This window comes from Streptomyces sp. NPDC007872, from assembly GCF_042868165.1.
Taxonomy (GTDB): domain Bacteria; phylum Actinomycetota; class Actinomycetes; order Streptomycetales; family Streptomycetaceae; genus Streptomyces.
Window position 1 is genome coordinate 99744 of record NZ_JBIAEA010000011.1, and the last position, 21223, is coordinate 120966.

The window sequence follows — 21223 nt, forward strand, 5'->3', positions numbered from 1 at the left end:
AAGAGCGCGTCGATAACGGACCGCCGTGACCCTCAACGGGCACGGCCTCCCTCGCCGAGCAACCCCGGCAGTCTACCCGCCGCCCCCGAACCGCCCAAATGGATCAGCACGCGCACGGCGAAGGGCCGCCTCCCCCAGGGGAAACGGCCCTTCCCTCACGTCCTGCCGGAGGCTCAGTGCTCCTCGAAGAGGCTCGTCACCGAACCGTCCTCGAACACCTCGCGCACCGCGCGCGCGATCGTCGGCGCGATCGAAAGGACCGTGATCTTGTCCAGCTCCAGGGCACCCGGAACCGGCAGCGTGTCCGTGAACACGAACTCGCTCACCTTCGAGTTCTTCAGACGATCGGCCGCCGGACCCGACAGGATGCCGTGCGTCGCCGTCACGATGACGTCCTCCGCGCCGTGCGCGAACAGGGCGTCGGCGGCGGCGCAGATGGTGCCGCCGGTGTCGACCATGTCGTCCACCAGGACGCAGACGCGGCCCTTCACGTCACCGACGACCTCGTGCACCGTCACCTGGTTGGCGACGTCCTTGTCGCGCCGCTTGTGCACGATCGCAAGGGGGGCGTCCAGACGGTCGCACCAGCGGTCGGCGACCCGCACGCGGCCCGCGTCCGGGGAGACGATCGTCAGCTTGGAGCGGTCGACCTTCGCACCCACGTAGTCCGCGAGCACCGGCAGCGCCGACAGGTGGTCCACCGGACCGTCGAAGAAGCCCTGGATCTGGTCCGTGTGCAGGTCCACGGTCAGGATCCGGTGCGCACCCGCCGTCTTCAGCAGGTCCGCCACCAGACGCGCCGAGATCGGCTCGCGACCGCGGTGCTTCTTGTCCTGACGGGCGTAGCCGTACGACGGGATGATCACGGTGATGCTCCGGGCCGAGGCCCGCTTCAGCGCATCGATCATGATCAACTGCTCCATGATCCACTTGTTGATCGGAGCCGTGTGGCTCTGGATCAGGAAGCAGTCCGCACCACGGGCCGACTCCTGGAAGCGGACGTAGATCTCACCGTTGGCGAAGTCGAACGCCTTGGTGGGAACGAGGCCGACGCCCAACTGGTACGCCACCTCCTCGGCCAGCTCGGGGTGGGCGCGGCCGGAGAAGAGCATCAGCTTCTTCTCGCCGGTCGTCTTGATCCCGGTCACAGCACTGTCTCCTCAGACGTGTTCCCTGGCCGCGATCCCCGCGCTCCCGTGCGCGTGAGCGAACCAGCCGAATTTGTGTGCACGTATCACGGTACGCCGAGTTCGACGCACCTGTTTCCGGTCAGCTTTCGACCGCGGACCCCTCCGAGCCGGCCTGAGCGGCCTGCGCGGCAGCGCTGCCGGGCCGCTTCCGGGCGACCCAACCCTCGATATTCCGCTGCTGGCCCCGGGCTACGGCCAGCGCACCGGCCGGCACGTCCTTCGTGATCACGGACCCGGCCGCCGTGTAGGCACCGTCCCCGATCGTGACCGGAGCCACAAACATGTTGTCCGAGCCCGTCTTGCAGTGGGACCCGATCGTCGTGTGGTGCTTCGCCTCGCCGTCGTAGTTCACGAAGACGCTCGCCGCGCCGATGTTCGTGTACTCGCCGATCGTCGCGTCACCCACGTACGACAGGTGGGGCACCTTGGTGCCCTCGCCGATCGTCGCGTTCTTCATCTCGACGTACGTACCCGCCTTGGCCTTCGCGCCCAGGTTCGTCCCCGGACGCAGGTACGCGTACGGACCCACCGAGGCGCCCGCGCCCACGGTGGCCGAATCCGCCACCGTGTTGTCCACCCGGGCGCCCGCGCCGACGGTGGTGTCCTTCAGGCGCGTGTTCGGGCCCACCACGGCGTCCTCGCCGACGTGCGTGGCACCGAGGAGCTGCGTACCCGGCAGGAGCACCGCGTCCGGCTCGAAGGTCACCGTCACGTCCACGAACACCGACGCCGGGTCGACGACCGTCACGCCGGCCAGCATCGCCCGCTCCAGAAGACGCCGGTTCAGGAGCCCCCGGGCCTCGGCGAGCTGCACCCGGTTGTTGATCCCCAGGATCTCGCGGTGGTCGGCGGCCACGGAGGCGCCCACCCGGTGACCCGCCTCGCGCAGGATCGACAGCACGTCGGTGAGGTACTCCTCGCCCTGGCTGTTGTCCGTCCGCACCTGGCCCAGGGCCTCGGCGAGCAGCTTCCCGTCGAACGCGAAGACGCCGGAGTTGATCTCGCGGATCGCGCGCTGCTCGTCGGAGGCGTCCTTGTGCTCGACGATCTCCGTCACGGCACCGCTCGCCGCGTCCCGCACGATCCGCCCGTACCCGGTGGAGTCGGGGACCTCGGCGCTCAGCACGGTGACGGCGTTGCCGTCGGCCGCGTGGGTGTCCGCCAGGGCGCGCAGGGTCTCCCCGGAGAGCAGCGGGGTGTCGCCGCAGACGACCACGACGGTCCCCCCGGGCGCCTCGCCCAGCTCCTCCAGGGCCATGCGCACCGCGTGCCCGGTGCCGTTCTGCTCCTCCTGGACGGCGGTGCGGGTGCCGGCGTAGTGCTCCTCCAGGTGCCCCCGCACCTGCTCCCGGGCGTGCCCGACGACCACGACGAGGTGCTCGGGCTCCAGCTCCCGGGCTGCGGACACGACGTGCCCGACGAGCGAACGCCCGGCGATCTCGTGCAGGACCTTGGGGGTCTTCGACTTCATGCGGGTGCCCTCACCCGCTGCGAGGACGACGACGGCTGCCGGGCGATTGGCGCTCACGGGAATGCCCTTCGGCTTTGGGTGGTGGACGCACGAAGGATACCGGGGGGTCGGGGGGCGGACATGAGCGCGGGTCCTGACCGTGGAGGTCAGGACCCGCGACAGGGGGCTCCCGGAGAAGGATTCGAACCCTCATTCAATGGACCAAAACCATTTGTCCTGCCCTTAGACGATCCGGGATGGTTCGCCCGCTATGCCCGACTTCCGATCGAGGTAACCGGGACGGCCCCTACTATGCCGCACCAGGCGCCTTCGATGCGACGGTACAGATCGACGCTTCCCAGGATTTGGATCACGAGGCAGCCGTGATAGCCGACGTCCACGTTCTTCCGGTTGGTCCGGGGATTGTGGCGCTTGACGGTCGTCTTGTTGAAGGCGGAGGGGTCGGCGCCGACGAGGTCGCCCCAGTACCTCTCGGCTTCGGCCGCGTCGGCGGTCTCGTGGATCATCACGCAGTACCTCCGGCGCTCGGGCTCGACCCCGAGGAGGTCGAGCCAGGCGGTGAAGACCCGGATCATGCCGGGGTCGCTGTTCACGAACACCACGCGTTCCCGGCGGTCGTACGGCTTGTCCTTCGAGCCCTCCGCCCAGTAGAGCCCCACGCCCAGCAGGAAGAGCTCGCGCTCCGACAGCGCTCCGATCTCCTCGGCGGCCGTGCGCTTGGTGGCCTCCCGTTCCTCCTCGCGCCGCCGCAGGGTCGCCTCCCAGCCCCGCCGGGCGATCGCGGACGCCTCCTCCGGGGTCCGCTTCCGTTCCGGCTTCGGCAGGTCCCGGACCCACAGGGAGATCGAGCTCTTCGAGCAGCCCAGCTCGACCTGGATGCGGTCGTACGTCCAGCCCTCCAGGCGCAGCTCGCGGGCGCGGGCCCGCAGGTCGTCCTTGGCGTTCGGGCGGCTGGTCCACTCCGGCGGGGGTTCGCCTTCGAGGAGGCGGTTGAGGAGGTCGTTGTTGTCGACGTGGAGGCGGTCCCGGATCTGGCGGCGACTGAGGCCTTCGCGGCGGAGTGCGATCGCCTGCTCGCGCAGGTTCTCGAAGTCCGCGTACTTGCTCGTCTCGGTTGTCATGCGAACACCGTCGTCCGGAATCCGGACGTCCGCGTCGAAAACTCTGGCGATTCAACAGTTCGAGGGACTGGTGTGCGCGGCGTTGACGGGAGGCGTGGCGGGAACGGGGGCGCCCGTAGGGTGGTGGGCATGACCGTAACGGGGGCAGATCGGGACGCCGCGGGCGTCGGGGGCCGGTGGTGGGGGAGACGGCGGAGCGCCGTCCTCGACGTGGGGCTCGGGCTCGTGTCCGCGCTCGAGTGCGGGCTCGAAGGGGTCGGGTTCGCGGAGAAGGCCGCGCTGCCCGTGCCCCTGGGCGTGGTGTTCGGGCTGCTCGTCGGCTCCGTGCTCGTCGTGCGCCGCCGCTGGCCCATCGCCGTCGTGCTCGTGTCGATCGCCGTCGCGCCCGCCGAGATGGGCTTCCTGATGGGGATCGTCGGTCTCTATACGCTCGCCGCCTCCGACGTGCCGCGCCGGATCACCGTCGTGCTGGCCGGGATGTCGACGACGGCGGTGTTCGTCGTGACGGTGGTCTCGCTGCGGCAGGACATCGCCCGGGCCGAGCTGGGGACGAGCGCGTGGTACGTGCCGGGCATGGCGCTCCTGCTGACCCTCGGGCTCAACGCGCCGCCGCTGCTCCTCGGCCTCTACATAGGGGCCCGCCGCCGGCTCATGGAGAGCCTGCGGGAGCGGGCCGACAGCCTGGAGCAGGAGCTGTCGCTCCTCGCGGACCGGGCCGAGCAGCAGGCCCAGTGGGCGCGGCAGGAGGAGCGGACCCGGATCGCGCGCGAGATGCACGACGTGGTGGCGCACCGGGTGTCGCTGATGGTGGTGCACGCGGCCGCGCTCCAGGCGGTGGCCCTGAAGGATCCGCAGAAGGCCGTGAAGAACGCGGCGCTCGTCGGTGACATGGGGCGGCAGGCGTTGACGGAGCTGCGGGAGATGCTGGGCGTGCTGCGGGAGGGGGCCGTTCCGCCGGCGTCCGCGCCGGTGCCGCTGGCCGCCGTCGGGCGGGCGGCCGCCGCGGCGGCGGAGGCCGCGGCCGAGGACGGGCCGTGCCTGGACGCCCTGGAGGCGTTGTGCGAGCAGTCGCGGCTCGCGGGGGCGGTCGTGGAGCTGGTGGTGATGGGGGAGGTGTGCGCGTATCCGCCGGAGGTGGAGCGGACGGCGTACCGGGTGGTGCAGGAGGCCCTGACCAACGTCCACAAGCACGCGGCGGGCGCCGAGGTCGTGGTGCGTCTGGCGCACCGGGGGTCGGAGGTCGCGATGCAGGTGGAGAACGGTCCGTGTCCGTCGGACGCGGGGGCGGCCGACGTGGGTCTGCCGAGCGGGGGCAACGGGCTCGTCGGGATGCGGGAGCGGGTGTCGCGGCTGGGCGGCGCGTTCGTGTCGGGGCCGACGGAGGCGGGCGGTTTCAAGGTGTCGGCGGTGCTGCCGGCCGCTTCCGGCTCCGGGGCGTAGGCGCCCGTCCCGTACGCCCCGTCCCGTACGCCCCGCTCCGTATGTCCTACCCCGTACGTCCTACCCCGCCGTCAGGCGTGTCGGCTGTGCTCCGGTGATCAGGGTCGAGAGGGCCGCGTCGATGTCCTTGCCGAGGTACCAGTCGCCCGCGTGGTCGAGGCTGTAGACGCGTCCTTCGGCGTCCATGGCGAGGACCGCCTGGTGGTCGCCCTCTTCTCCGAGGGGGGCGAGTTCGGTCTCCAGGGCGCGGCCGAGGTCGGCGAGGGTGCGGGAGAGGTGGAGCCCCGCGAGGGGGTCGAAGCGGACGGCGGCGGGCGCTATCTGCCGGCCGTGGCCGGGCGCGGTGACGCGCAGGCCGCCGAACTCCGCCCAGGCCTCGACGACGGCGGGGAAGACGCTGTGCCGGTGGCCGGCGGGGGAGACGTGGGCGCGCAGGGCATCGGCCCACTCCTCGGCGAGTTTGATGTCCCAGCGGCCGGGCTGCCAGCCGGCCTCGCGGAGGGCGGCGTCGACGTTGACCGGGAACCGGGTGGTGCTGTGGTCGGGCATGGGGGTGCGGTCAGCCGTTCTCGACGGGTGCGGTGGGGTCGACGGCGCGGACGCCGAAGTGGGCGAGCATCGCCGTGCAGGAGCGGCAGGGCGGTGCGTAGCTTCCGTGCAGCGGGTCGCCGTCCTCGCGGATGTGCCGCGCGGTGAGCTTGGCGTGCTTGAGGGAGCGGCGGGCCTCGCCGTGGGTGAGCGGTCTGCGCTGGGCGCGTTTGGAGCGCCCGCCCTCGGTGGCGGCGAGGTGCCGGGACAGCAGGATGGCCTCGGGACATCGTCCGGTGAACCGTTCCCGCTGGCCGCTGGTGAGGGTGTCCAGGAAGTCCTGGACGAGCGGGTGGAGGGCGGGCGGGCGGTCGCCGCGGCCCGCGGTGCCGGTGAGGGTCTCGCCGCGTACGGAGAGGGCGGCGCCCACGGTGGGGAGGATTCCGTCGCGGCGGTGACGCAGTAAGGGTGCGCGGCCGGCCTCGGCGCTGCTGCTCCAGTTGAGGCGTGGGTCACCCTGTGTGGGCGTCGGTGCTGCGTGCATGGTGCTGGTCTTCCCCTCCTGCAATTCCCCCGAGTTGCGGGGACAGCCTGCCAAATAGGGAGCCATATGGGGAAGCTGGGGCGCCGTAAGGCGTTGTCGGTGTGTCGGAATCATGGTGCGTCTGTCATGGGGCCGTGACGTTTGGTCACCGTCGGATCGGGCCGGTTCGGCCTCTTGTGGCAGCGCATAGGCTGTGCGGCATCAGTCGGCGGCAGCCAGCGGCCCGGCTGTCGGTAGCAGCAGTCAGCGACGCCATGCAGGGGGCAACCGCCATGACGACAGGTCGGCTCGGCCAGGACACCGCGCCACCGAACGCGGCCTACGCCGGGCAGGTCGTGCACTTCCCGGATCCGGTCCGTGCTTCCCGGCACCCCAGGGGGGTGCGGGTGGACGGGCGCGGCTATCCGGATTTCTCGCCGTACGCGCGCGCGGCGGCGGAGATCGCGGATCCGCCGGAGGGCTTCGGCGTCGACGAGCTGCGGCTCACGGACTACGTGTCGGCGAACGCGGCGATGGCCGCGACCGGTCACGAGCTGTGGGACACGATTTCGGCGGTGGCGACGCCGCACGGCTGGACCTGGCACCACGTGGCGCACAGTCGCCGGATGGAGCTGGTGCCGGTCGAGGTGAAGGCGTTGCTGCGGCACCACGGCGGGGTGGCGACGGCGGCCGTCGACCAGGCGAAGCGGGGGACGCGTCCGTTGCAGGAGACGCGGCCGGCGCACTTCGGGCTGCCGAAGGGCCGGGTGTCGGTGTCGGAGCAGCAGCTCCAGGGCGTCGAGGAGGACCTGGGCTACCGGCTTCCGGGGGCGTACCGCTCGTTCCTGAAGGCGGCGGGCGGGTGTGCTCCGGTGGGGGCGGCGCTGGACGCGGAGCTGGGGCTCCTGGTGGACCAGCCGTTCTTCACGGTGCGGGAGGAGGCCGGGATCAACGACCTCGTGTACGTGAACAAGTGCCTGCGGGACCACCTGACGAAGGACTATCTGGGCGTCGCGTTCGTGCAGGGCGGTCTGATCGCCCTGAAGGTGCGGGGCGGCGGGGTCGGTTCGGTGTGGTTCTGCGCGTACGACGACGCGCGGGACGCCGGTGAGGTGGCGGCGGGCTGGTCGGTGAACGAGCGGGTGGAGCGGTTGCTGCTGCCGTGCGGCGCGGACTTCGACGCGTTCCTCCAGCGTCTGGCGGGCAATCCGCCGGAGCTGGAGACGGTGGCGAACCTGATGGTGGACGGCGGCTTCGCGCGCGCCGTGCCCGTGGTCCCGGTGGGGGAGTGAGCTGGCTGTGGTGACGTTCGCGCAGGCGCAGGAGCGCGCCGAGGAGTGGATCAACGGCGATCTGCCGGGCTATCAGCACCGCGAGGTGCGGGTGCGGGAGTTCGAGCTGGGGTTCGTGGTGTGGGCGGAGGACCGCGAGGGCGGTCCGACGTCGGACGGCGGGCGTCAGCGGCTCGTGATCGCGCGGGACAGCGGTGAGGCGACGCTGTGGCCGGGGTTGCCGGTGGGCGAGGTGATCCGGCGGTACGAGGAGGAGTACGGGTCCGCGGAGGAGGTGCCGGCGCAGGCGGCGGTGCCGGCGGCGCGGATCGATCTGAACCAGACGTCGTTCCTGCTGACTCCGCCGGAGTGGTTGCAGGACGCGGCGGACAAGATCGGGCTGCCGCGGGAGGAGGCGCACGCGTCGCAGGAGAGCGCGGGTGCGTCGGGTCCGGTGGACGACGTGTCGGACGTGGTGGAGGGGGCGGGCGGGACGGGGCCGGTGCCGTCGTCGGTGTCGGTGGCGTCGTCCGGGTCCTCGGTCTCTTCGGAGTCTTCGGTTCCTTCTGCGTCTTCCGCGTCTTCTGCGTCTTCCGCGTCCTCGGCGTCCTCGGCGTCCTCGGCTTCCTCGGCTTCTTCGGAGTCCTTCGGGTCTTCGGCGTCTCCCGCTTCTTCCTCCGCCTCCTCCGCCGAGGCCGCGTCCTCCGCGTCGTCGGTCGCGTTCTCGGCGGAGGCGTCGGAAGGGGCGGAGGCGTCGGAGGTGTCGGAGGTGACGGACTCGGCTGCGGCTTCCGGTCCGGGGGCCCCGGCGTCCGGGACTCCGGCCCAGGGGACCCCCGCGTCGGGGACCGCCTCGGGGACCGCCTCCGGAGCGGCTCCCGGTGCGGCCTCCGACGGCGACGCCTACGAGCCGACCGCGATGGACGGCGTCCCGGCGACTCCGGCCACCGCGCCCGCCCCGGCGACTCCGGCCACTCCCGCGGGCAGTCCCTGGGTGGACGCGAACGCGAGTTCCGGTGGTGCGGGCGGGGCGGTGCCGCTGCCCGCGACCGTGTTCGCGCCGCCGCTGTCGGGGACGGACGACGAGGACGCCCCGCCGCCGGTGGTGGGTGCCGACGCGCCGACGGCCCTGATGAAGGGCGGCAGCGCGCTGCCGCCGACCGCCGTCGCGCCCCGGCTCGACCCGGCCGCGCCGGCCCCGCCGGGCGTCACCCCGCCCGGTCCCGCCGTGCCGCCGCCTCCGCCCGTGCCCTCGGGTGCTGCGGACCTCGCGGACGCCGCGACGAGCAAGGCCACGCCGCCGCCGAAGAGCGGGCGCGGTCCGGCCGGTCCGCCGCCTCCGCCGAGCGCCCCGGGCGTGCCGGGGGCGTCGTCGGGCGGCAACGCCTACATCCCGACGCAGTTGGTGTCGCAGCTCGGGCCCGACGGCCCCCAGCCGCCGGCGCCCGCGCAGCCGGGTCCGCCCGGTCCGCCGCCCGCGCCGCCGGGTCCGGTGACGCCGCCGCAGCCCGTGCACCACGCGGCGACGATGCTGGCGCAGCCCGGCCCTGCCGGTCCGGGCGTGCCTCCGCCGCCCCCGCCGCCGCCGGGCGTGCCCGGTACGCCTCCGGGCGGTGTTGCGCACGCGGCGACGATGCTGGCGCACCCGGGCCCCGGCGGTCCGGCGGGCCCGCCGCCCCCGCCCGCTCCGGCGCCGCCGGTGCACGGCGGGCACACGCCGCCGCCCGCGGCCGGTCCCGTACCTCCCGCGTACGGGTATCCGCAGCAGCCGCCGGGGCAGCCGACGGTGGGTCCCGGCTACCAGGCGGTGCTGCGCTACCGGGCGCCGGACGGTTCCGAGGCGCAGATCATCCGGCGTTCGGCGCCCGGCACCCCGCATCCGGAGTGGCAGATCCTGCACGAGCTGCGCGCGATGAACGTGCCGCCGCAGCAGGTGCTCGAACTGCACACGGAGCTGGCGTCGTGCGAGCTGCCGGGCGGCTACTGCGCGCGGATGATCCGGGAGACGTGGCCGCAGGCGCGGATCACCAGCATCGCCCCGTACGGTCGTGATCACGCGGGCCGGCAGCAGGGCATGCGGCAACTGCTCACCCATCAGGGGGAGTTGCACCAGGTCGCGGACGGTCCGGCGCGGCCCGCGCCGGTGCGGGCGCCGCTGCCGCCGGTGCAGCCGGCGCCGCCGGTCCCGCCGGAGGCGATCGCGCAGGAGCTGGCCGGGGCGTTCGGTCCGGGCGTCCTCCGCTTCGACCAGCGGGCGGTGTCGCGGCAGGGCGTGCCGGAGCTGGTGGCGCGCACGCTGGTGTGGGCGGGGCTGCCGGCGGACTTCGGTCCGTTCTTCTGGGCGCAGCCGGCGGTGCCGGTGGTGCCGACGCTGGCCGAGCTGGCGGCGCAGCGGCAGGTCCCGGCCGCGCCGGACGCGAGTGCGTACCTGGTGCTCGGCTCGGACTTCGGGCGGGCGCTGTGCGTCCAGTACGGGACCGCGCACATCGTGGCGGTGCCGGTGGAGGCCGGTCCGGGCGGGCAGTCGGTGCCGCCGCAGTTCGTGAACACCGGGCTTCCGGAGTTCACGCGGTCGATGGCGCTGCTGGGCCGGATGTGGCGGCTGCGGTTCGGGCTGAACCCGGAGCAGGCGGGCCGCTGGACGGTGGACTTCCAGGCGCAGTTGGCGATGCTGGACCCGGCGGCGCTCGCGTCGCCGGAGAACTGGTGGTCGGTGCTCCTGGAGCAGATGTGGGACGGCCTGCTCTGACCTTCTCCGGCCTCCGTCCGGACGGAATGTGATGAAAGGCGCTCGGCGTGTGTACACGTTGGGCGCCTTTTGTCCGTTCTGATGGCGCATCCTGGAAGTTCGGGCCAGAGGGAGTCGGCGGGAGCCAGAGGAAGGGACGCCAGGGATGAGTTTCGCTGTCGGGCGGGGGCGGGGTTACCGCCCCGAGCAGGTCGACCGCTTCCTCGCCGCGCTCTCCACCGAGCGCGACGGCGCCCGGGAGCGGGCCGTGCTGCTCACCGCCCTGGTGGCGGAGCGGGAGACGGAGCTCGCGGGGCTCCGCGAGCTCGTCCGGGGGCTGCCGCCGCAGCGGTACGAGTCGCTGGGCGAGCGGGCGCGGAAGATCCTGGAGTTCGCCGAGGCGGAGGACGAGGCGCTGGTGCGCGCCGCCGAGGCCGACGCGCAGGCCCTCGCCGAGGCGACCGACGCGGCGGCCCGGGAGGCGGCGGAGTCGGCGCGGGCGTACGCGGAGGGCGTCCGCGAGGCGGCGGAGGCGAAGGCCCGCGCGACCCTGGAGACGGCCCGGGGGCGGGCCGAGGAGCTGGCCACGGAGGCGGGCCGCGAGGCGGAGGAGCTGCGGTCGGCGGCCCGGGAGGCCTTCGAGGAGGTCGAGCGGCGCGCGGCGGAGCTCCTGGCGGAGCAGGAGGCCGAGCGGAAGGCGGTACGGGAGGAGGCCGAGCGCGGGGAGGAGGCGCGGGCGGCCGAGCTCGACGCGCGCCACGAGGAGCTGTTCGGCCGCGCGGAGGAGCGGCTCGCGGAGGCGGGGCGGCTCCTGTCGGAGACCGAGGAGCAGGCCCGGCACGGCCAGGAGGACGCGGACGCGAAGGCGTCGGAGCTGCTCGCGCAGGCCCGCCTGAAGGCGGAACGGATCGAGCGCGCGACGGAACGGGTCCTGCGGGAGCACGAGGAGGCGCGGGACGAGATCCACTCCCACATGGAGCACATCCGCGACTCCCTGGCGGCGCTGACGGGCCGGGGGCCGGAGGAGGAGCCGGAGCGGTCGCCCGCCGGGGGGACGGGGGCGGAGACGGACCAGGATTCGGGCTCGGCCCCGGACTCGGTCCCGGCCCCGGACCCGTCTCCGGACTCGGCCTCGGTCTCCGGCCGGGACGAGGACCCGGGCCCGGAGACGGCTCCGGCCGGCCGGTGACGTACCCGGGCGCCGGGCCTGGGGCGCGACGGCGCGGGGAGGCCCGGCTCGTCGCCCCGGGCGCGACCGTCCCCGCCGACCAGCCGCGCCCCGACCGCCGGCGCGTCCTCCTGGGCCCGGCCGGGCATCCCTTCTGCCCGACGATCCCGGGCGGGGCGGCTCCCACCCCCTAGGGGGCCTCCCGGCGTTCCCCCTCCCCCAGCACCGGGAAGCGGCGGGGCGCCAGGACGAGCAGGACCAGGAGGGCGAGGGCGGCCGCTCCCGCCGCGCCGAGGTAGACGTAGTCCACCGCCGCGTCGACCGCGCGGCGCAGGAGGTCCGTCGTCGCGGGCGGCAGGGAGCCGGGGGAGTCCAGGGCGCGGGCCAGGGCGTCCAGGTCGCCGTCGCCGCCGAGGCGGGCGGCCAGGACGCCGTTGGCGACGGCGCCGAAGACGGCCGCGCCGACGCTCTGGCCGACCTGGCGGCAGAAGAGGACGGACGCGGTGGTCGTGCCCCGCTCCCCGTAGGGGACGGTCGACTGGACGCCGACGATCAGCGGCAGTTGGAAGAGGCCGAGGGCCGCGCCGAGCAGCAGCATCAGCAGGGCCGGCTGCCAGGGTTCCCCCGGGAACGGCAGCAGTGGGAAGGCGAGCAGGACGAGGAGCGCGCCGGAGATGCCGAGGACGGCGGTGAGCCGGAAGCCGATGCGGGTGTAGACCCGGTTCGAGAGCGCCGCGCTGAGGGGCCAGCTCAGGGTCATCACCGACAGGACGAATCCGGCCGCGATCGGGCCGAGGCCCAGGACGGACTGGGCGTACGTGGGGAGGAAGACGGTCGGGGCGACCATGAGCAGGCCGAGGGCCCCGAGCGCGAGGTTGACGGCGGCGATCGTGCGGCGGCGCCAGACCCAGCCGGGGATGATCGGCTCGGCGGCGCGCCGCTCGACCAGGACGGTCACGGCGCCGAGGGCGGCGGCCCCGCCGAGGAGGCCGAGGGAGGGAGCGGAGAGCCAGGGCCAGGCGACGCCTCCCTGGACGAGGGCGGTGAGGAGCAGGACGCCGGTGGCGAAGACGCAGAGCGCGCCCGCCCAGTCGATCCGTACGCGCGCGCGGGGCGCGGTCCGTTCCGGTTCGACCAGGTACCGGCAAATCAGCCACAGGGCGACCAGGCCGACCGGCAGGTTGATCAGGAAGATCCAGCGCCAGTCGGCGTAGCCCGCGAGGAGGCCGCCGGCGGCCGGGCCCGCGACGGCGGAGGCGGCCCAGACGGAGGAGAGCTTCGCCTGGATCTTCGGGCGTTCCTTGAGTGGGTACAGGTCGGCGGCGATCGTCTGGATCGTGCCCTGGAGCGCGCCGCCGCCGAGGCCCTGGACGACCCGGAAGGCGATGAGGGAGGCCATGTTCCAGGCGGCCGCGCACAGCAGGGAGCCGATCAGGAAGAGGACGACCCCGGCGACGAGGACCGGCTTGCGGCCGAAGGTGTCGCTGAGCTTGCCGTACACGGGGAGGGTGACGGTGACGGCGAGCAGGTAGCCGGAGAACAGCCAGGAGAAGACGGCGAGTCCGCCGAGGTCGCCGACGATCTGCGGGACGGCCGTGGACACGATGGTGCCGTCGATCGCGGCGAGCCCCATCCCGAGCATGAGCGCGGCGACGACGGGTCCCCGGCGCGCCGGGGCGGATGCGGGGGCCGGGCCGGTCCCGGCCCGTGTCGTCGACGGCTCGGTCACCGTACGCCCTTCCTTTCTTCGTACACCTAAATTCCCGGGTGACAGCGTGCCACCCCGACCCCGGGTGGAGAAGCCCCTAGGGGTTTCTCCCCCATGCGGGCCAGGGGCCGTTCGTACCGGCGGAGGAGGAGAACTCCCGGTCGCGCTCCTTAACTTGAACTTACGAACCCGCCACCGCCTTCGAGGAGAGAAACGTGACTACGGCTGTGACCACCCCCACGCACGGGGGTACGGGAGGGGCTACGGCCGTCGCCGCGCGGGCGCGGCAGGTCGTGAAGGCGTACGGCTCCGGGGAGACCCGGGTCGTCGCCCTCGACGCCGTCGACGTGGACATCGCCCGCGGCCGGTTCACCGCGATCATGGGGCCCTCGGGCTCCGGCAAGTCCACCCTGATGCACTGCCTCGCCGGGCTCGACACGGTGACCAGCGGGCAGATCTTCCTGGACGAGACCGAGATCACCGGGCTCAAGGACAAGAAGCTGACCCGGCTCCGCCGGGACCGGATCGGCTTCGTCTTCCAGGCGTTCAACCTGCTGCCGACCCTGAGCGCGATCGAGAACATCACGCTCCCGATGGACATCGCGGGCCGGAAGCCGGACGCCGACTGGCTGCGCCGGGTCGTCGACACCGTCGGCCTGTCCGAGCGGCTCGGGCACCGGCCGAACGAGCTCTCCGGCGGTCAGCAGCAGCGCGTGGCCGTGGCCCGCGCGCTCGCCGCCCGGCCCGAGATCATCTTCGGGGACGAGCCGACCGGAAACCTCGACTCGCGGGCCGGCGCCGAGGTCCTCGGCTTCCTGCGCACCTCGGTCGACGAGCTGGGGCAGACGATCGTCATGGTCACCCACGACCCGGTCGCCGCCTCGTACGCCGACCGCGTCCTCTACCTCGCCGACGGGAAGATCGTCGACGAGATGGAGCGGCCCACCGCCGAGGCCGTCCTCGACAGGATGAAGGACTTCGACGCGCGCGGGCGGACCTCATGAGCGTCCTCAAGACCTCCCTGCGCAACTTCCTCGCGCACAAGGGCCGCATGGCGCTCTCCGCCGTCGCCGTCCTGCTCTCCGTCGCGTTCGTCTCCGGGACCCTGGTCTTCACGGACACGATGAACACGACGTTCGACAAGCTCTTCGCCACCACCGCCTCCGACGTCACCGTCAGCCCGAAGGGGGCGGCGTCCGACGACGAGACCCCGCAGACCGGCCGCCCCGAGACCTTCCCCGCCGCGCTCCTGGAGAAGGTCGCCAAGGCGGAGGGCGCCCGGAACGTGCGGGGCGCGGTCACCTCCCTGAGCGTCACCGTCGTCGACGCGAGGAACGAGAACGTCGGCCCGGCCAACGGCGCCCCGACGATCGCCGTCAACTGGACGCCGAACGAGCTGCGTTCGGTGGAGATCGCCTCCGGCCACGAGCCGCGCGGCCCCACCGACGTCGTCGTCGACGGCGCCACCGCCGAGAAGCACGGCCTCGAACTCGGCGACGCGCTGCGGACCATCTCCGTCACCGGCGACTTCACCGCGAGGATCTCCGGCATCGCCGACTTCAAGGTCACCAACCCCGGCGCCACCCTCGTCTACTTCGACACCGCCACCGCCCAGCGCGAACTACTCGGCAAGGAAGGCCTGTTCACCCAGATCACGGCCGACGCCGCGCCCGGCGTGAGCGACGAGGCCCTCAAGGCGAACATCGCCGCCGCCGTCGGCGACGGCTACAAGCTCCAGACGGCCGCCGAGGCCGCCGACGCGGGCCGCGAGGACATCGCCGGCTTCCTCGACGTCATGAAGTACGCCATGCTCGGCTTCGCCGGGATCGCCTTCCTCGTCGGCATCTTCCTCATCGTCAACACCTTCTCCATGCTGGTCGCCCAGCGCACCCGCGAGATCGGCCTCATGCGGGCCATCGGATCGAGCCGCAGGCAGGTCAACCGCTCCGTCCTGATCGAGGCGCTGCTCCTCGGCCTGGTCGGCTCGGCCGCCGGCGTCGCGGCGGGCGTCGGCCTCGCCGTCGGCCTGATGAAGCTGATGTCCGCCGTGGGCATGGAGCTCTCCACCGGCGACCTCACCGTGAAGTGGACGACCCCGGTCGTCGGCGTCGTCCTCGGCGTCGTCGTCACCGTCCTCGCCGCCTACGTCCCGGCCCGCCGCGCCGGGAAGATCTCCCCGATGGCCGCCCTGCGCGACGCCGGCACCCCCGCCGACGCACGGGCCGGCCGGGTCCGGGGCGGGATCGGCCTCGCCCTGACCGCCGCCGGGGCGGCCGCCCTCGTGGCCGCCGCCCGCGCCGAGGAGGCCGCCCCCGGCTCCGCCTGGCTCGGCCTCGGCGTCGTCCTCTCCCTGCTCGGCTTCGTCGTCGTCGGCCCGCTGCTCGCCGGCGGGGTCGTCCGCGTCCTCGGCGTCGTCGTCCTGCGGGTCTTCGGGCCCGTCGGCCGGATGGCCGAGCGCAACGCCCTGCGCAACCCGCGCCGCACCGGCGCCACCGGCGCCGCCCTCATGATCGGCCTGGCGCTCGTCGCCTGCCTGTCGGTGGTCGGCTCCTCCATGGTGGCCTCCGCCACCGAGGAGCTGGACCGCTCCGTCGGCGCCGACTTCATCGTGCGGTCCGGCACCGGCCAGCCGATCGTGCCGCAGGCGCAGGCAGCCCTGGAGAAGGCCCCCGGCATCGACCACGTCACCGAGTACAAGTGGCTCGACGTCACCGTCACCGACCCGCGCGGCAAGAAGGCCGAGCAGGGCCTGGCCGCCGCCGACCCGACGTATGCGCAGGACCTGCGCCGGGAGACCACCGCCGGGCGGCTCGCGGACGCCTACGGGCCGGACGCCATGTCCGTCGGCAGCGACTACGCCACCGCGCACGGGGTGAAGGTCGGCGACGTCCTGACCGTCGCCTTCAAGGGCGGGAAGCCGGCGAAGCTGAGGGTCGCGGCGATCACCTCCGACCAGGCGAACGTCGACAAGGGCGCGATGTACACCAACGTCACCACCGCCGCCCGCTACCTGCCCGCCGACCGGATGCCGCACAGCCTGCTGCTCCTCGCCGGCGCGGAGGACGGCCGGGAGACGCAGGCCTACCAGGCCCTCAAGGACGCGCTCGCGCCCTACCCGCAGTACAAGGTCAGCAACCAGGCCGACTACAAGGAGGAGCTCCGGGACCAGGTCGGGCAACTGCTCAACATCGTGTACGGGCTCCTCGCCCTGGCGATCGTCGTCGCGGTCCTCGGCGTCGTGAACACCCTGGCCCTGTCGGTCGTCGAGCGGACCCGGGAGATCGGCCTCATGCGGGCCATCGGCCTCTCCCGCCGCCAACTGCGCCGCATGATCCGCCTGGAGTCCGTGGTCATCGCCCTCTTCGGCGCGCTCCTCGGCCTGGGCCTGGGCATGGGCTGGGGCACCGCCGCCCAGAAGCTCCTGGCCCTGGAGGGCCTCGGCGTCCTGGACGTCCCCTGGCCGACGATCCTCACCGTCTTCGTCGCCTCCGCCTTCGTGGGCCTCTTCGCGGCCCTCGTCCCGGCCTTCCGGGCGGGGCGGATGAACGTCCTGAACGCGATCGCGAGCGAGTAGCGGTCCGTACGGAGGAAGGTACGGCCCCGGTGCGTGCGCGCCGGGGCCGTACGGCTGCTCGGAGGGCTCAGACCGTGAGCACGGGCACGTCGTACCGGGGGATGTGCTTGTCCCGGGTGACGAGGGTGAGCCCCTCGGTCTGCGCCTGGGCGATCAGTATCCGGTCGAAGGGGTCGCGGTGGTGGGGCGGGAGCCGTCCCGCGCGGATGCCGTGCTCCGCGACGATCGGCAGGGCCAGGAACTGGGTGTCCCTGGCCCGTTCCGCCACGTCGGCGGGGGCGTCGAGCTTGCCGGTGGCCTGCTTGACGGAGAGCTCCCACGGCGTGACGGCGCTCATGTACACCCAGCGTTCCCGGGCCAGGAGATCGCGGGTCTCGTCCGGGAGGTCGCCGTTGAGCCACCAGAGGACGACGTGCGTGTCGAGCAGGAGCTTCACTCGGCGGCTCCGGACGGCTCGTCCGCCTCGTCCCCGAACGCCTCGGCGAAGCCGTCGGGGAGGTCGTCGAAGTCGTCGGCGACGGTGATGCGCCCCCGGAGGGAGCCGTAGTCGGTGCGGAGGACCTTTCCGACCAGCGGAATCACCTTCGCGACCGGTTCCCCGGACTTGCTGATGATCACCTCCTCGCCGGTCGCGACCGCCTCCAGGATCTTGGAGAAGTGGGTCTTCGCCTCGTGGACGTTGTACTGCCGGGCTGCTTCCATCGCGGCCTCTCACAGCTAGGCGGAGCAAAGGTGGACTAAGTACTGGACTAATCTTAGTCGTACAAGCGGCACACCGGCCAGCCGCTTCACTCTCCCGAGTGGCCGGGTTCCTTCGGGCGAGTGACAGTGGCACGTCGTAGGCTGGGGGACCCGGGCCGGACGCGTCCGGGACCACCCGGCCCGTGCGACGTGTCGGGCCGTTCGCGTTGTCCGCACCTCCAGTCCCGGGATGGAAAAGCCCCATGAGCCTGCACGGTCTGCTCGACGCCGTCGTCAAGGACGCCGCCCTCGCCGAGGCGGTGAAGGCCGCCGCCGACGGGAACCGGCCCCACGTGGACCTGGTCGGCCCCGCCGCCGCGCGCCCCTTCGCCGTGGCCGCGCTCGCCCGGGACTCGGGGCGCCCGGTCCTCGCGGTGACCGCGACCGGCCGGGAGGCCGAGGACCTGGCCGCCGCGCTGCGCTCACTCCTCGACCCCGACACGGTCGCCGAGTACCCCTCCTGGGAGACCCTGCCGCACGAGCGCCTCTCGCCCCGCTCCGACACCGTCGGCCGCCGCCTCGCCGTGCTGCGCCGCCTCGCGCACCCGAGGGACGACGACCCGGCGTCCGGCCCGGTCAGCGTGGTCGTCGCCCCCATCCGCTCGGTGCTCCAGCCGCAGGTCAAGGGCCTGGGCGACCTGGAGCCCGTCGCGTTGCGGTCCGGGCAGACGGCCGATCTGAACGAGGTCGTGGAGGGCCTGGCGGCCGCCGCGTACTCCCGGGTGGAGCTGGTCGAGAAGCGCGGCGAGTTCGCCGTGCGCGGCGGCATCCTGGACGTCTTCCCGCCCACCGAGGAGCACCCGCTCCGGATCGAGTTCTGGGGCGACGACGTCGAGGAGATCCGCTACTTCAAGGTGGCCGACCAGCGGTCCCTGGAGGTCGCCGGGCACGGCCTGTGGGCGCCGCCCTGCCGCGAGCTGCTCCTCACCGACTCCGTACGGCAGCGGGCGGCGGCCCTCGCCGAGGAGCACCCGGAGCTGGGCGAGCTGCTCGACAAGATCGCGGAGGGGATCGCGGTCGAGGGCATGGAGTCCCTCGCGCCGGTCCTCGTCGACGACATGGAGCTGCTCCTCGACGTGCTGCCCGAGGGCTCCATGGCCGTGGTCTGCGACCCCGAGCGGGTGCGGACCCGGGCGGCGGACCTCGTCGCCACCAGCCAGGAGTTCCTCCAGGCGTCCTGGGCGGCGACCGCCGGCGGCGGCGAGGCCCCGATCGATGTCGGCGCGGCCTCCCTGTGGGGGATCGCGGACGTCCGCGACCGGGCCCGCGAGCTGGGCATGCCCTGGTGGTCGGTGTCGCCGTTCGCGGCCGACGAGGCCGACACCGGCGGCGACGTCCTCGCCCTCGGCATGCGCGCCCCCGAGTCGTACCGGGGCGACACCGCTCGCGCGCTCGCCGACACCAAGGGCTGGCTCGCCGACGGCTGGCGCACGGTCTACGTGACCGAGGCCCACGGACCCGCCTCCCGCACGGTCGAGGTCCTCGGCGGCGAGGGCATCGCCGCCCGCCTCGACTCCGACCTGACCGCGATCGCCCCCTCGGTCGTCCACGTGGCCTGCGGCTCCATCGACCACGGCTTCGTCGACCCCGGCCTGAAGCTGGCCGTCCTCACCGAGACCGACCTGTCCGGGCAGAAGGCGGCCGGCAAGGACGGGCAGCGGATGCCCGCCAAGCGGCGCAAGACGATCGACCCGCTGACCCTGGAGGTCGGCGACTACATCGTGCACGAGCAGCACGGCGTCGGCCGGTACGTCGAGATGGTCCAGCGGACCGTGCAGGGCGCCACCCGCGAGTACCTGCTCGTGGAGTACGCGCCCGCGAAGCGCGGCCAGCCCGGCGACCGGCTCTACATCCCGACCGACCAGCTCGAACAGGTCACCAAGTACGTGGGCGGCGAGGCGCCGACCCTGCACCGGCTCGGCGGCGCGGACTGGACGAAGACCAAGGCGCGCGCCAAGAAGGCCGTCAAGGAGATCGCCGCCGACCTGATCAAGCTGTACTCGGCGCGGATGGCGGCCCCCGGCCACGCCTTCGCCCCCGACACCCCCTGGCAGCGCGAGCTGGAGGACGCCTTCCCGTACGCGGAGACGCCCGACCAGCTCTCCACCATCGCCGAGGTCAAGGAGGACATGGAGAAGACCGTCCCCATGGACCGCCTGATCTGCGGCGACGTCGGCTACGGCAAGACGGAGATCGCGGTCCGGGCGGCCTTCAAGGCCGTCCAGGACGGCAAGCAGGTCGCGGTCCTCGTGCCGACGACCCTGCTGGTGCAGCAGCACTTCGGGACCTTCTCCGAGCGGTACTCGCAGTTCCCGGTGAAGGTGCGGGCCCTGTCCCGCTTCCAGTCGGAGAGCGAGTCGAAGGCGACCCTGGAGGGGCTGCGGGACGGCTCGGTCGACATCGTCATCGGCACCCACCGCCTCTTCTCCTCCGAGACCAAGTTCAAGGACCTCGGCCTGGTCGTCGTGGACGAGGAGCAGCGCTTCGGCGTCGAGCACAAGGAGCAGCTCAAGAAGCTCCGGGCCAACGTCGACGTGCTCACCATGTCCGCCACCCCCATCCCCCGCACGCTGGAGATGGCGGTCACCGGCATCCGCGAGATGTCGACGATCACCACCCCGCCGGAGGAGCGCCACCCGGTCCTCACCTTCGTCGGCCCGTACGAGGAGAAGCAGATCGGCGCCGCGATCCGGCGCGAACTCCTGCGCGAGGGCCAGGTCTTCTACATCCACAACCGGGTCGACTCCATCGACCGGGCGGCGGCCCGGCTGCGCGAGATCGTGCCCGAGGCGCGGGTCGCGACGGCCCACGGCCAGATGTCGGAACAGGCCCTGGAGCAGGTCGTGGTCGACTTCTGGGAGAAGAAGTTCGACGTCCTCGTCTCCACGACGATCGTGGAGTCCGGCATCGACATCTCCAACGCCAACACCCTCATCGTCGAGCGCGGCGACAACTTCGGGTTGTCGCAGCTCCACCAGTTGCGCGGCCGGGTCGGCCGTGGCCGCGAGCGCGGGTACGCGTACTTCCTGTACCCGCCGGAGAAGCCGCTGACGGAGACCGCGCACGAGCGGCTCGCGACGATCGCCCAGCACACCGAGATGGGCGCGGGCATGTACGTGGCCATGAAGGACCTGGAGATCCGGGGCGCGGGCAACCTGCTCGGCGGCGAGCAGTCCGGCCACATCGCGGGCGTGGGCTTCGACCTGTACGTGCGGATGGTCGGCGAGGCCGTGGCCGACTACCGGGCGTCGCTCGACGGCGGGGCGGAGGAGGAGCCGCCCCTGGAGGTCAAGATCGAGCTGCCGGTCGACGCGCACGTGCCGCACGACTACGCGCCGGGCGAGCGGCTGCGCCTCCAGGCCTACCGGGCCATCGCCTCGGCGAACTCGGAGGAGGACGTCAGGGCCGTACGGGAGGAGCTGACCGACCGCTACGGCAAGCTGCCCGAGCCGGTGGAGAACCTGCTCCTGGTGGCGGGCCTGCGGATGCTGGCCCGCGCCTGCGGGGTCGGCGAGATCGTCCTCCAGGGCCCGAACGTCCGCTTCGCCCCGGTGGAGCTGCGCGAGTCCCAGGAGCTGCGCCTCAAGCGCCTGTACCCGCGCACGGTCATCAAGCCGGCCGTCCACCAGATCCTGGTCCCGCGCCCGACGACGGGCAAGATCGGCGGCAAGCCGGTGGTGGGCCGCGAACTGCTCGCGTGGACCGGGGAGTTCCTGACGACGATCCTGGGATCCTGACGCAGACGGATAGTGGCCGGTTC

At 73.0% G+C, this 21223-nt stretch carries 15 protein-coding genes and 1 tRNA gene; 7 read left to right on the forward strand and 9 right to left on the reverse strand.

Annotated elements, in window-relative coordinates; genetic code table 11:
• Positions 1 to 173 precede the first annotated feature (173 nt).
• From ACFYNX_RS30570 to ACFYNX_RS30585, 4 genes are all read right to left on the reverse strand, one after another.
• Positions 174 to 1148, reverse strand: coding sequence for a ribose-phosphate diphosphokinase (locus tag ACFYNX_RS30570; protein WP_365545013.1), 975 nt, complete (start codon positions 1146 to 1148; stop codon positions 174 to 176).
• Positions 1149 to 1269: 121 nt separating this feature from the next.
• Positions 1270 to 2718 (reverse strand): bifunctional UDP-N-acetylglucosamine diphosphorylase/glucosamine-1-phosphate N-acetyltransferase GlmU, encoded by a 1449-nt coding sequence (glmU, locus tag ACFYNX_RS30575; RefSeq protein ID WP_388666049.1) that lies wholly within the window; start codon positions 2716 to 2718, stop codon positions 1270 to 1272.
• A gap of 109 nt (positions 2719 to 2827) precedes the next feature.
• Positions 2828 to 2898, reverse strand: a tRNA-Gln gene (locus ACFYNX_RS30580).
• 11 nt (positions 2899 to 2909) lie between these two features.
• The gene (locus ACFYNX_RS30585) at positions 2910 to 3782 is read right to left on the reverse strand and encodes a hypothetical protein (protein WP_388666052.1); all 873 of its coding nucleotides are present in this window, start codon (positions 3780 to 3782) and stop codon (positions 2910 to 2912) included.
• Between the two features lie 129 nt (positions 3783 to 3911).
• Here ACFYNX_RS30585 and ACFYNX_RS30590 point away from each other — a divergent pair, with 129 nt between their 5' ends.
• The gene (locus ACFYNX_RS30590; RefSeq protein ID WP_388666054.1) at positions 3912 to 5222 is read left to right on the forward strand and encodes a sensor histidine kinase; all 1311 of its coding nucleotides are present in this window, start codon (positions 3912 to 3914) and stop codon (positions 5220 to 5222) included.
• Positions 5223 to 5282: 60 nt separating this feature from the next.
• On the opposite strand, the gene ACFYNX_RS30595 is transcribed toward ACFYNX_RS30590, so the two are convergent.
• Positions 5283 to 5771, reverse strand: a complete 489-nt coding sequence (locus ACFYNX_RS30595; RefSeq protein WP_125668513.1) for an SUKH-3 domain-containing protein — start codon at positions 5769 to 5771, stop codon at positions 5283 to 5285.
• A 10-nt stretch (positions 5772 to 5781) separates the two neighbouring features.
• The gene (locus tag ACFYNX_RS30600; protein WP_388666058.1) at positions 5782 to 6294 is read right to left on the reverse strand and encodes a YwqJ-related putative deaminase; all 513 of its coding nucleotides are present in this window, start codon (positions 6292 to 6294) and stop codon (positions 5782 to 5784) included.
• A gap of 272 nt (positions 6295 to 6566) precedes the next feature.
• Here ACFYNX_RS30600 and ACFYNX_RS30605 point away from each other — a divergent pair, with 272 nt between their 5' ends.
• The 3 genes from ACFYNX_RS30605 to ACFYNX_RS30615 all read left to right on the forward strand — a co-directional run bounded on the left by ACFYNX_RS30605 (position 6567) and on the right by ACFYNX_RS30615 (position 11461).
• Positions 6567 to 7565, forward strand: coding sequence for an SMI1/KNR4 family protein (locus ACFYNX_RS30605; RefSeq protein WP_125668511.1), 999 nt, complete (start codon positions 6567 to 6569; stop codon positions 7563 to 7565).
• Positions 7566 to 7572: 7 nt separating this feature from the next.
• Positions 7573 to 10293, forward strand: coding sequence for an SUKH-4 family immunity protein (locus ACFYNX_RS30610; RefSeq protein ID WP_388666063.1), 2721 nt, complete (start codon positions 7573 to 7575; stop codon positions 10291 to 10293).
• Positions 10294 to 10438: 145 nt separating this feature from the next.
• Positions 10439 to 11461 (forward strand): cellulose-binding protein, encoded by a 1023-nt coding sequence (locus ACFYNX_RS30615; protein WP_388666066.1) that lies wholly within the window; start codon positions 10439 to 10441, stop codon positions 11459 to 11461.
• Between the two features lie 169 nt (positions 11462 to 11630).
• Here the strand turns inward: ACFYNX_RS30615 and ACFYNX_RS30620 are convergent, their stop codons facing one another.
• Positions 11631 to 13169: an MFS transporter gene (locus ACFYNX_RS30620; protein WP_388666069.1), complete on the reverse strand. Its 1539-nt coding sequence runs from the start codon at positions 13167 to 13169 to the stop codon at positions 11631 to 11633.
• A 194-nt stretch (positions 13170 to 13363) separates the two neighbouring features.
• Here ACFYNX_RS30620 and ACFYNX_RS30625 point away from each other — a divergent pair, with 194 nt between their 5' ends.
• Both ACFYNX_RS30625 and ACFYNX_RS30630 read left to right on the forward strand, forming a co-directional pair.
• Positions 13364 to 14152, forward strand: coding sequence for an ABC transporter ATP-binding protein (locus ACFYNX_RS30625; RefSeq protein ID WP_388666072.1), 789 nt, complete (start codon positions 13364 to 13366; stop codon positions 14150 to 14152).
• Positions 14149 to 16722 carry an ABC transporter permease gene (locus ACFYNX_RS30630; RefSeq protein ID WP_388666075.1) on the forward strand — a complete coding sequence of 858 codons (2574 nt, stop codon included), beginning with the start codon at positions 14149 to 14151 and terminating at the stop codon, positions 16720 to 16722. The genes ACFYNX_RS30625 and ACFYNX_RS30630 overlap by 4 nt, the downstream gene beginning before the upstream one ends.
• Before the next feature lie 67 nt (positions 16723 to 16789).
• Here the strand turns inward: ACFYNX_RS30630 and ACFYNX_RS30635 are convergent, their stop codons facing one another.
• Positions 16790 to 17158 (reverse strand): type II toxin-antitoxin system VapC family toxin, encoded by a 369-nt coding sequence (locus ACFYNX_RS30635; RefSeq protein WP_388666078.1) that lies wholly within the window; start codon positions 17156 to 17158, stop codon positions 16790 to 16792.
• On the reverse strand, positions 17155 to 17424 hold the full coding sequence (locus ACFYNX_RS30640) for a type II toxin-antitoxin system Phd/YefM family antitoxin (protein WP_125665500.1): 270 nt from the start codon (positions 17422 to 17424) through the stop codon (positions 17155 to 17157). Before ACFYNX_RS30640 ends, ACFYNX_RS30635 begins: the two co-directional genes overlap by 4 nt.
• A gap of 242 nt (positions 17425 to 17666) precedes the next feature.
• Here ACFYNX_RS30640 and mfd point away from each other — a divergent pair, with 242 nt between their 5' ends.
• Entirely contained in the window at positions 17667 to 21200 is a 3534-nt protein-coding gene (mfd, locus tag ACFYNX_RS30645; RefSeq protein WP_388666083.1) for a transcription-repair coupling factor, read from the forward strand.
• Positions 21201 to 21223: the final 23 nt, after the last annotated feature.

Excerpts from the sequence above, each read along its gene's own strand:
- ACFYNX_RS30585 (WP_388666052.1), bottom strand. The coding sequence starts at position 3,782 with ATGACAACCGAGACGAGCAAGTACGCGGACTTCGAGAACCTGCGCGAG.
- ACFYNX_RS30590 (WP_388666054.1), top strand. The coding sequence starts at position 3,912 with ATGACCGTAACGGGGGCAGATCGGGACGCCGCGGGCGTCGGGGGCCGG.
- ACFYNX_RS30595 (WP_125668513.1), bottom strand. The coding sequence starts at position 5,771 with ATGCCCGACCACAGCACCACCCGGTTCCCGGTCAACGTCGACGCCGCC.
- ACFYNX_RS30600 (WP_388666058.1), bottom strand. The coding sequence starts at position 6,294 with ATGCACGCAGCACCGACGCCCACACAGGGTGACCCACGCCTCAACTGG.
- ACFYNX_RS30605 (WP_125668511.1), top strand. The coding sequence starts at position 6,567 with ATGACGACAGGTCGGCTCGGCCAGGACACCGCGCCACCGAACGCGGCC.
- ACFYNX_RS30615 (WP_388666066.1), top strand. The coding sequence starts at position 10,439 with ATGAGTTTCGCTGTCGGGCGGGGGCGGGGTTACCGCCCCGAGCAGGTC.
- ACFYNX_RS30630 (WP_388666075.1), top strand. The coding sequence starts at position 14,149 with ATGAGCGTCCTCAAGACCTCCCTGCGCAACTTCCTCGCGCACAAGGGC.
- ACFYNX_RS30640 (WP_125665500.1), bottom strand. The coding sequence starts at position 17,424 with ATGGAAGCAGCCCGGCAGTACAACGTCCACGAGGCGAAGACCCACTTC.
- mfd (WP_388666083.1), top strand. The coding sequence starts at position 17,667 with ATGAGCCTGCACGGTCTGCTCGACGCCGTCGTCAAGGACGCCGCCCTC.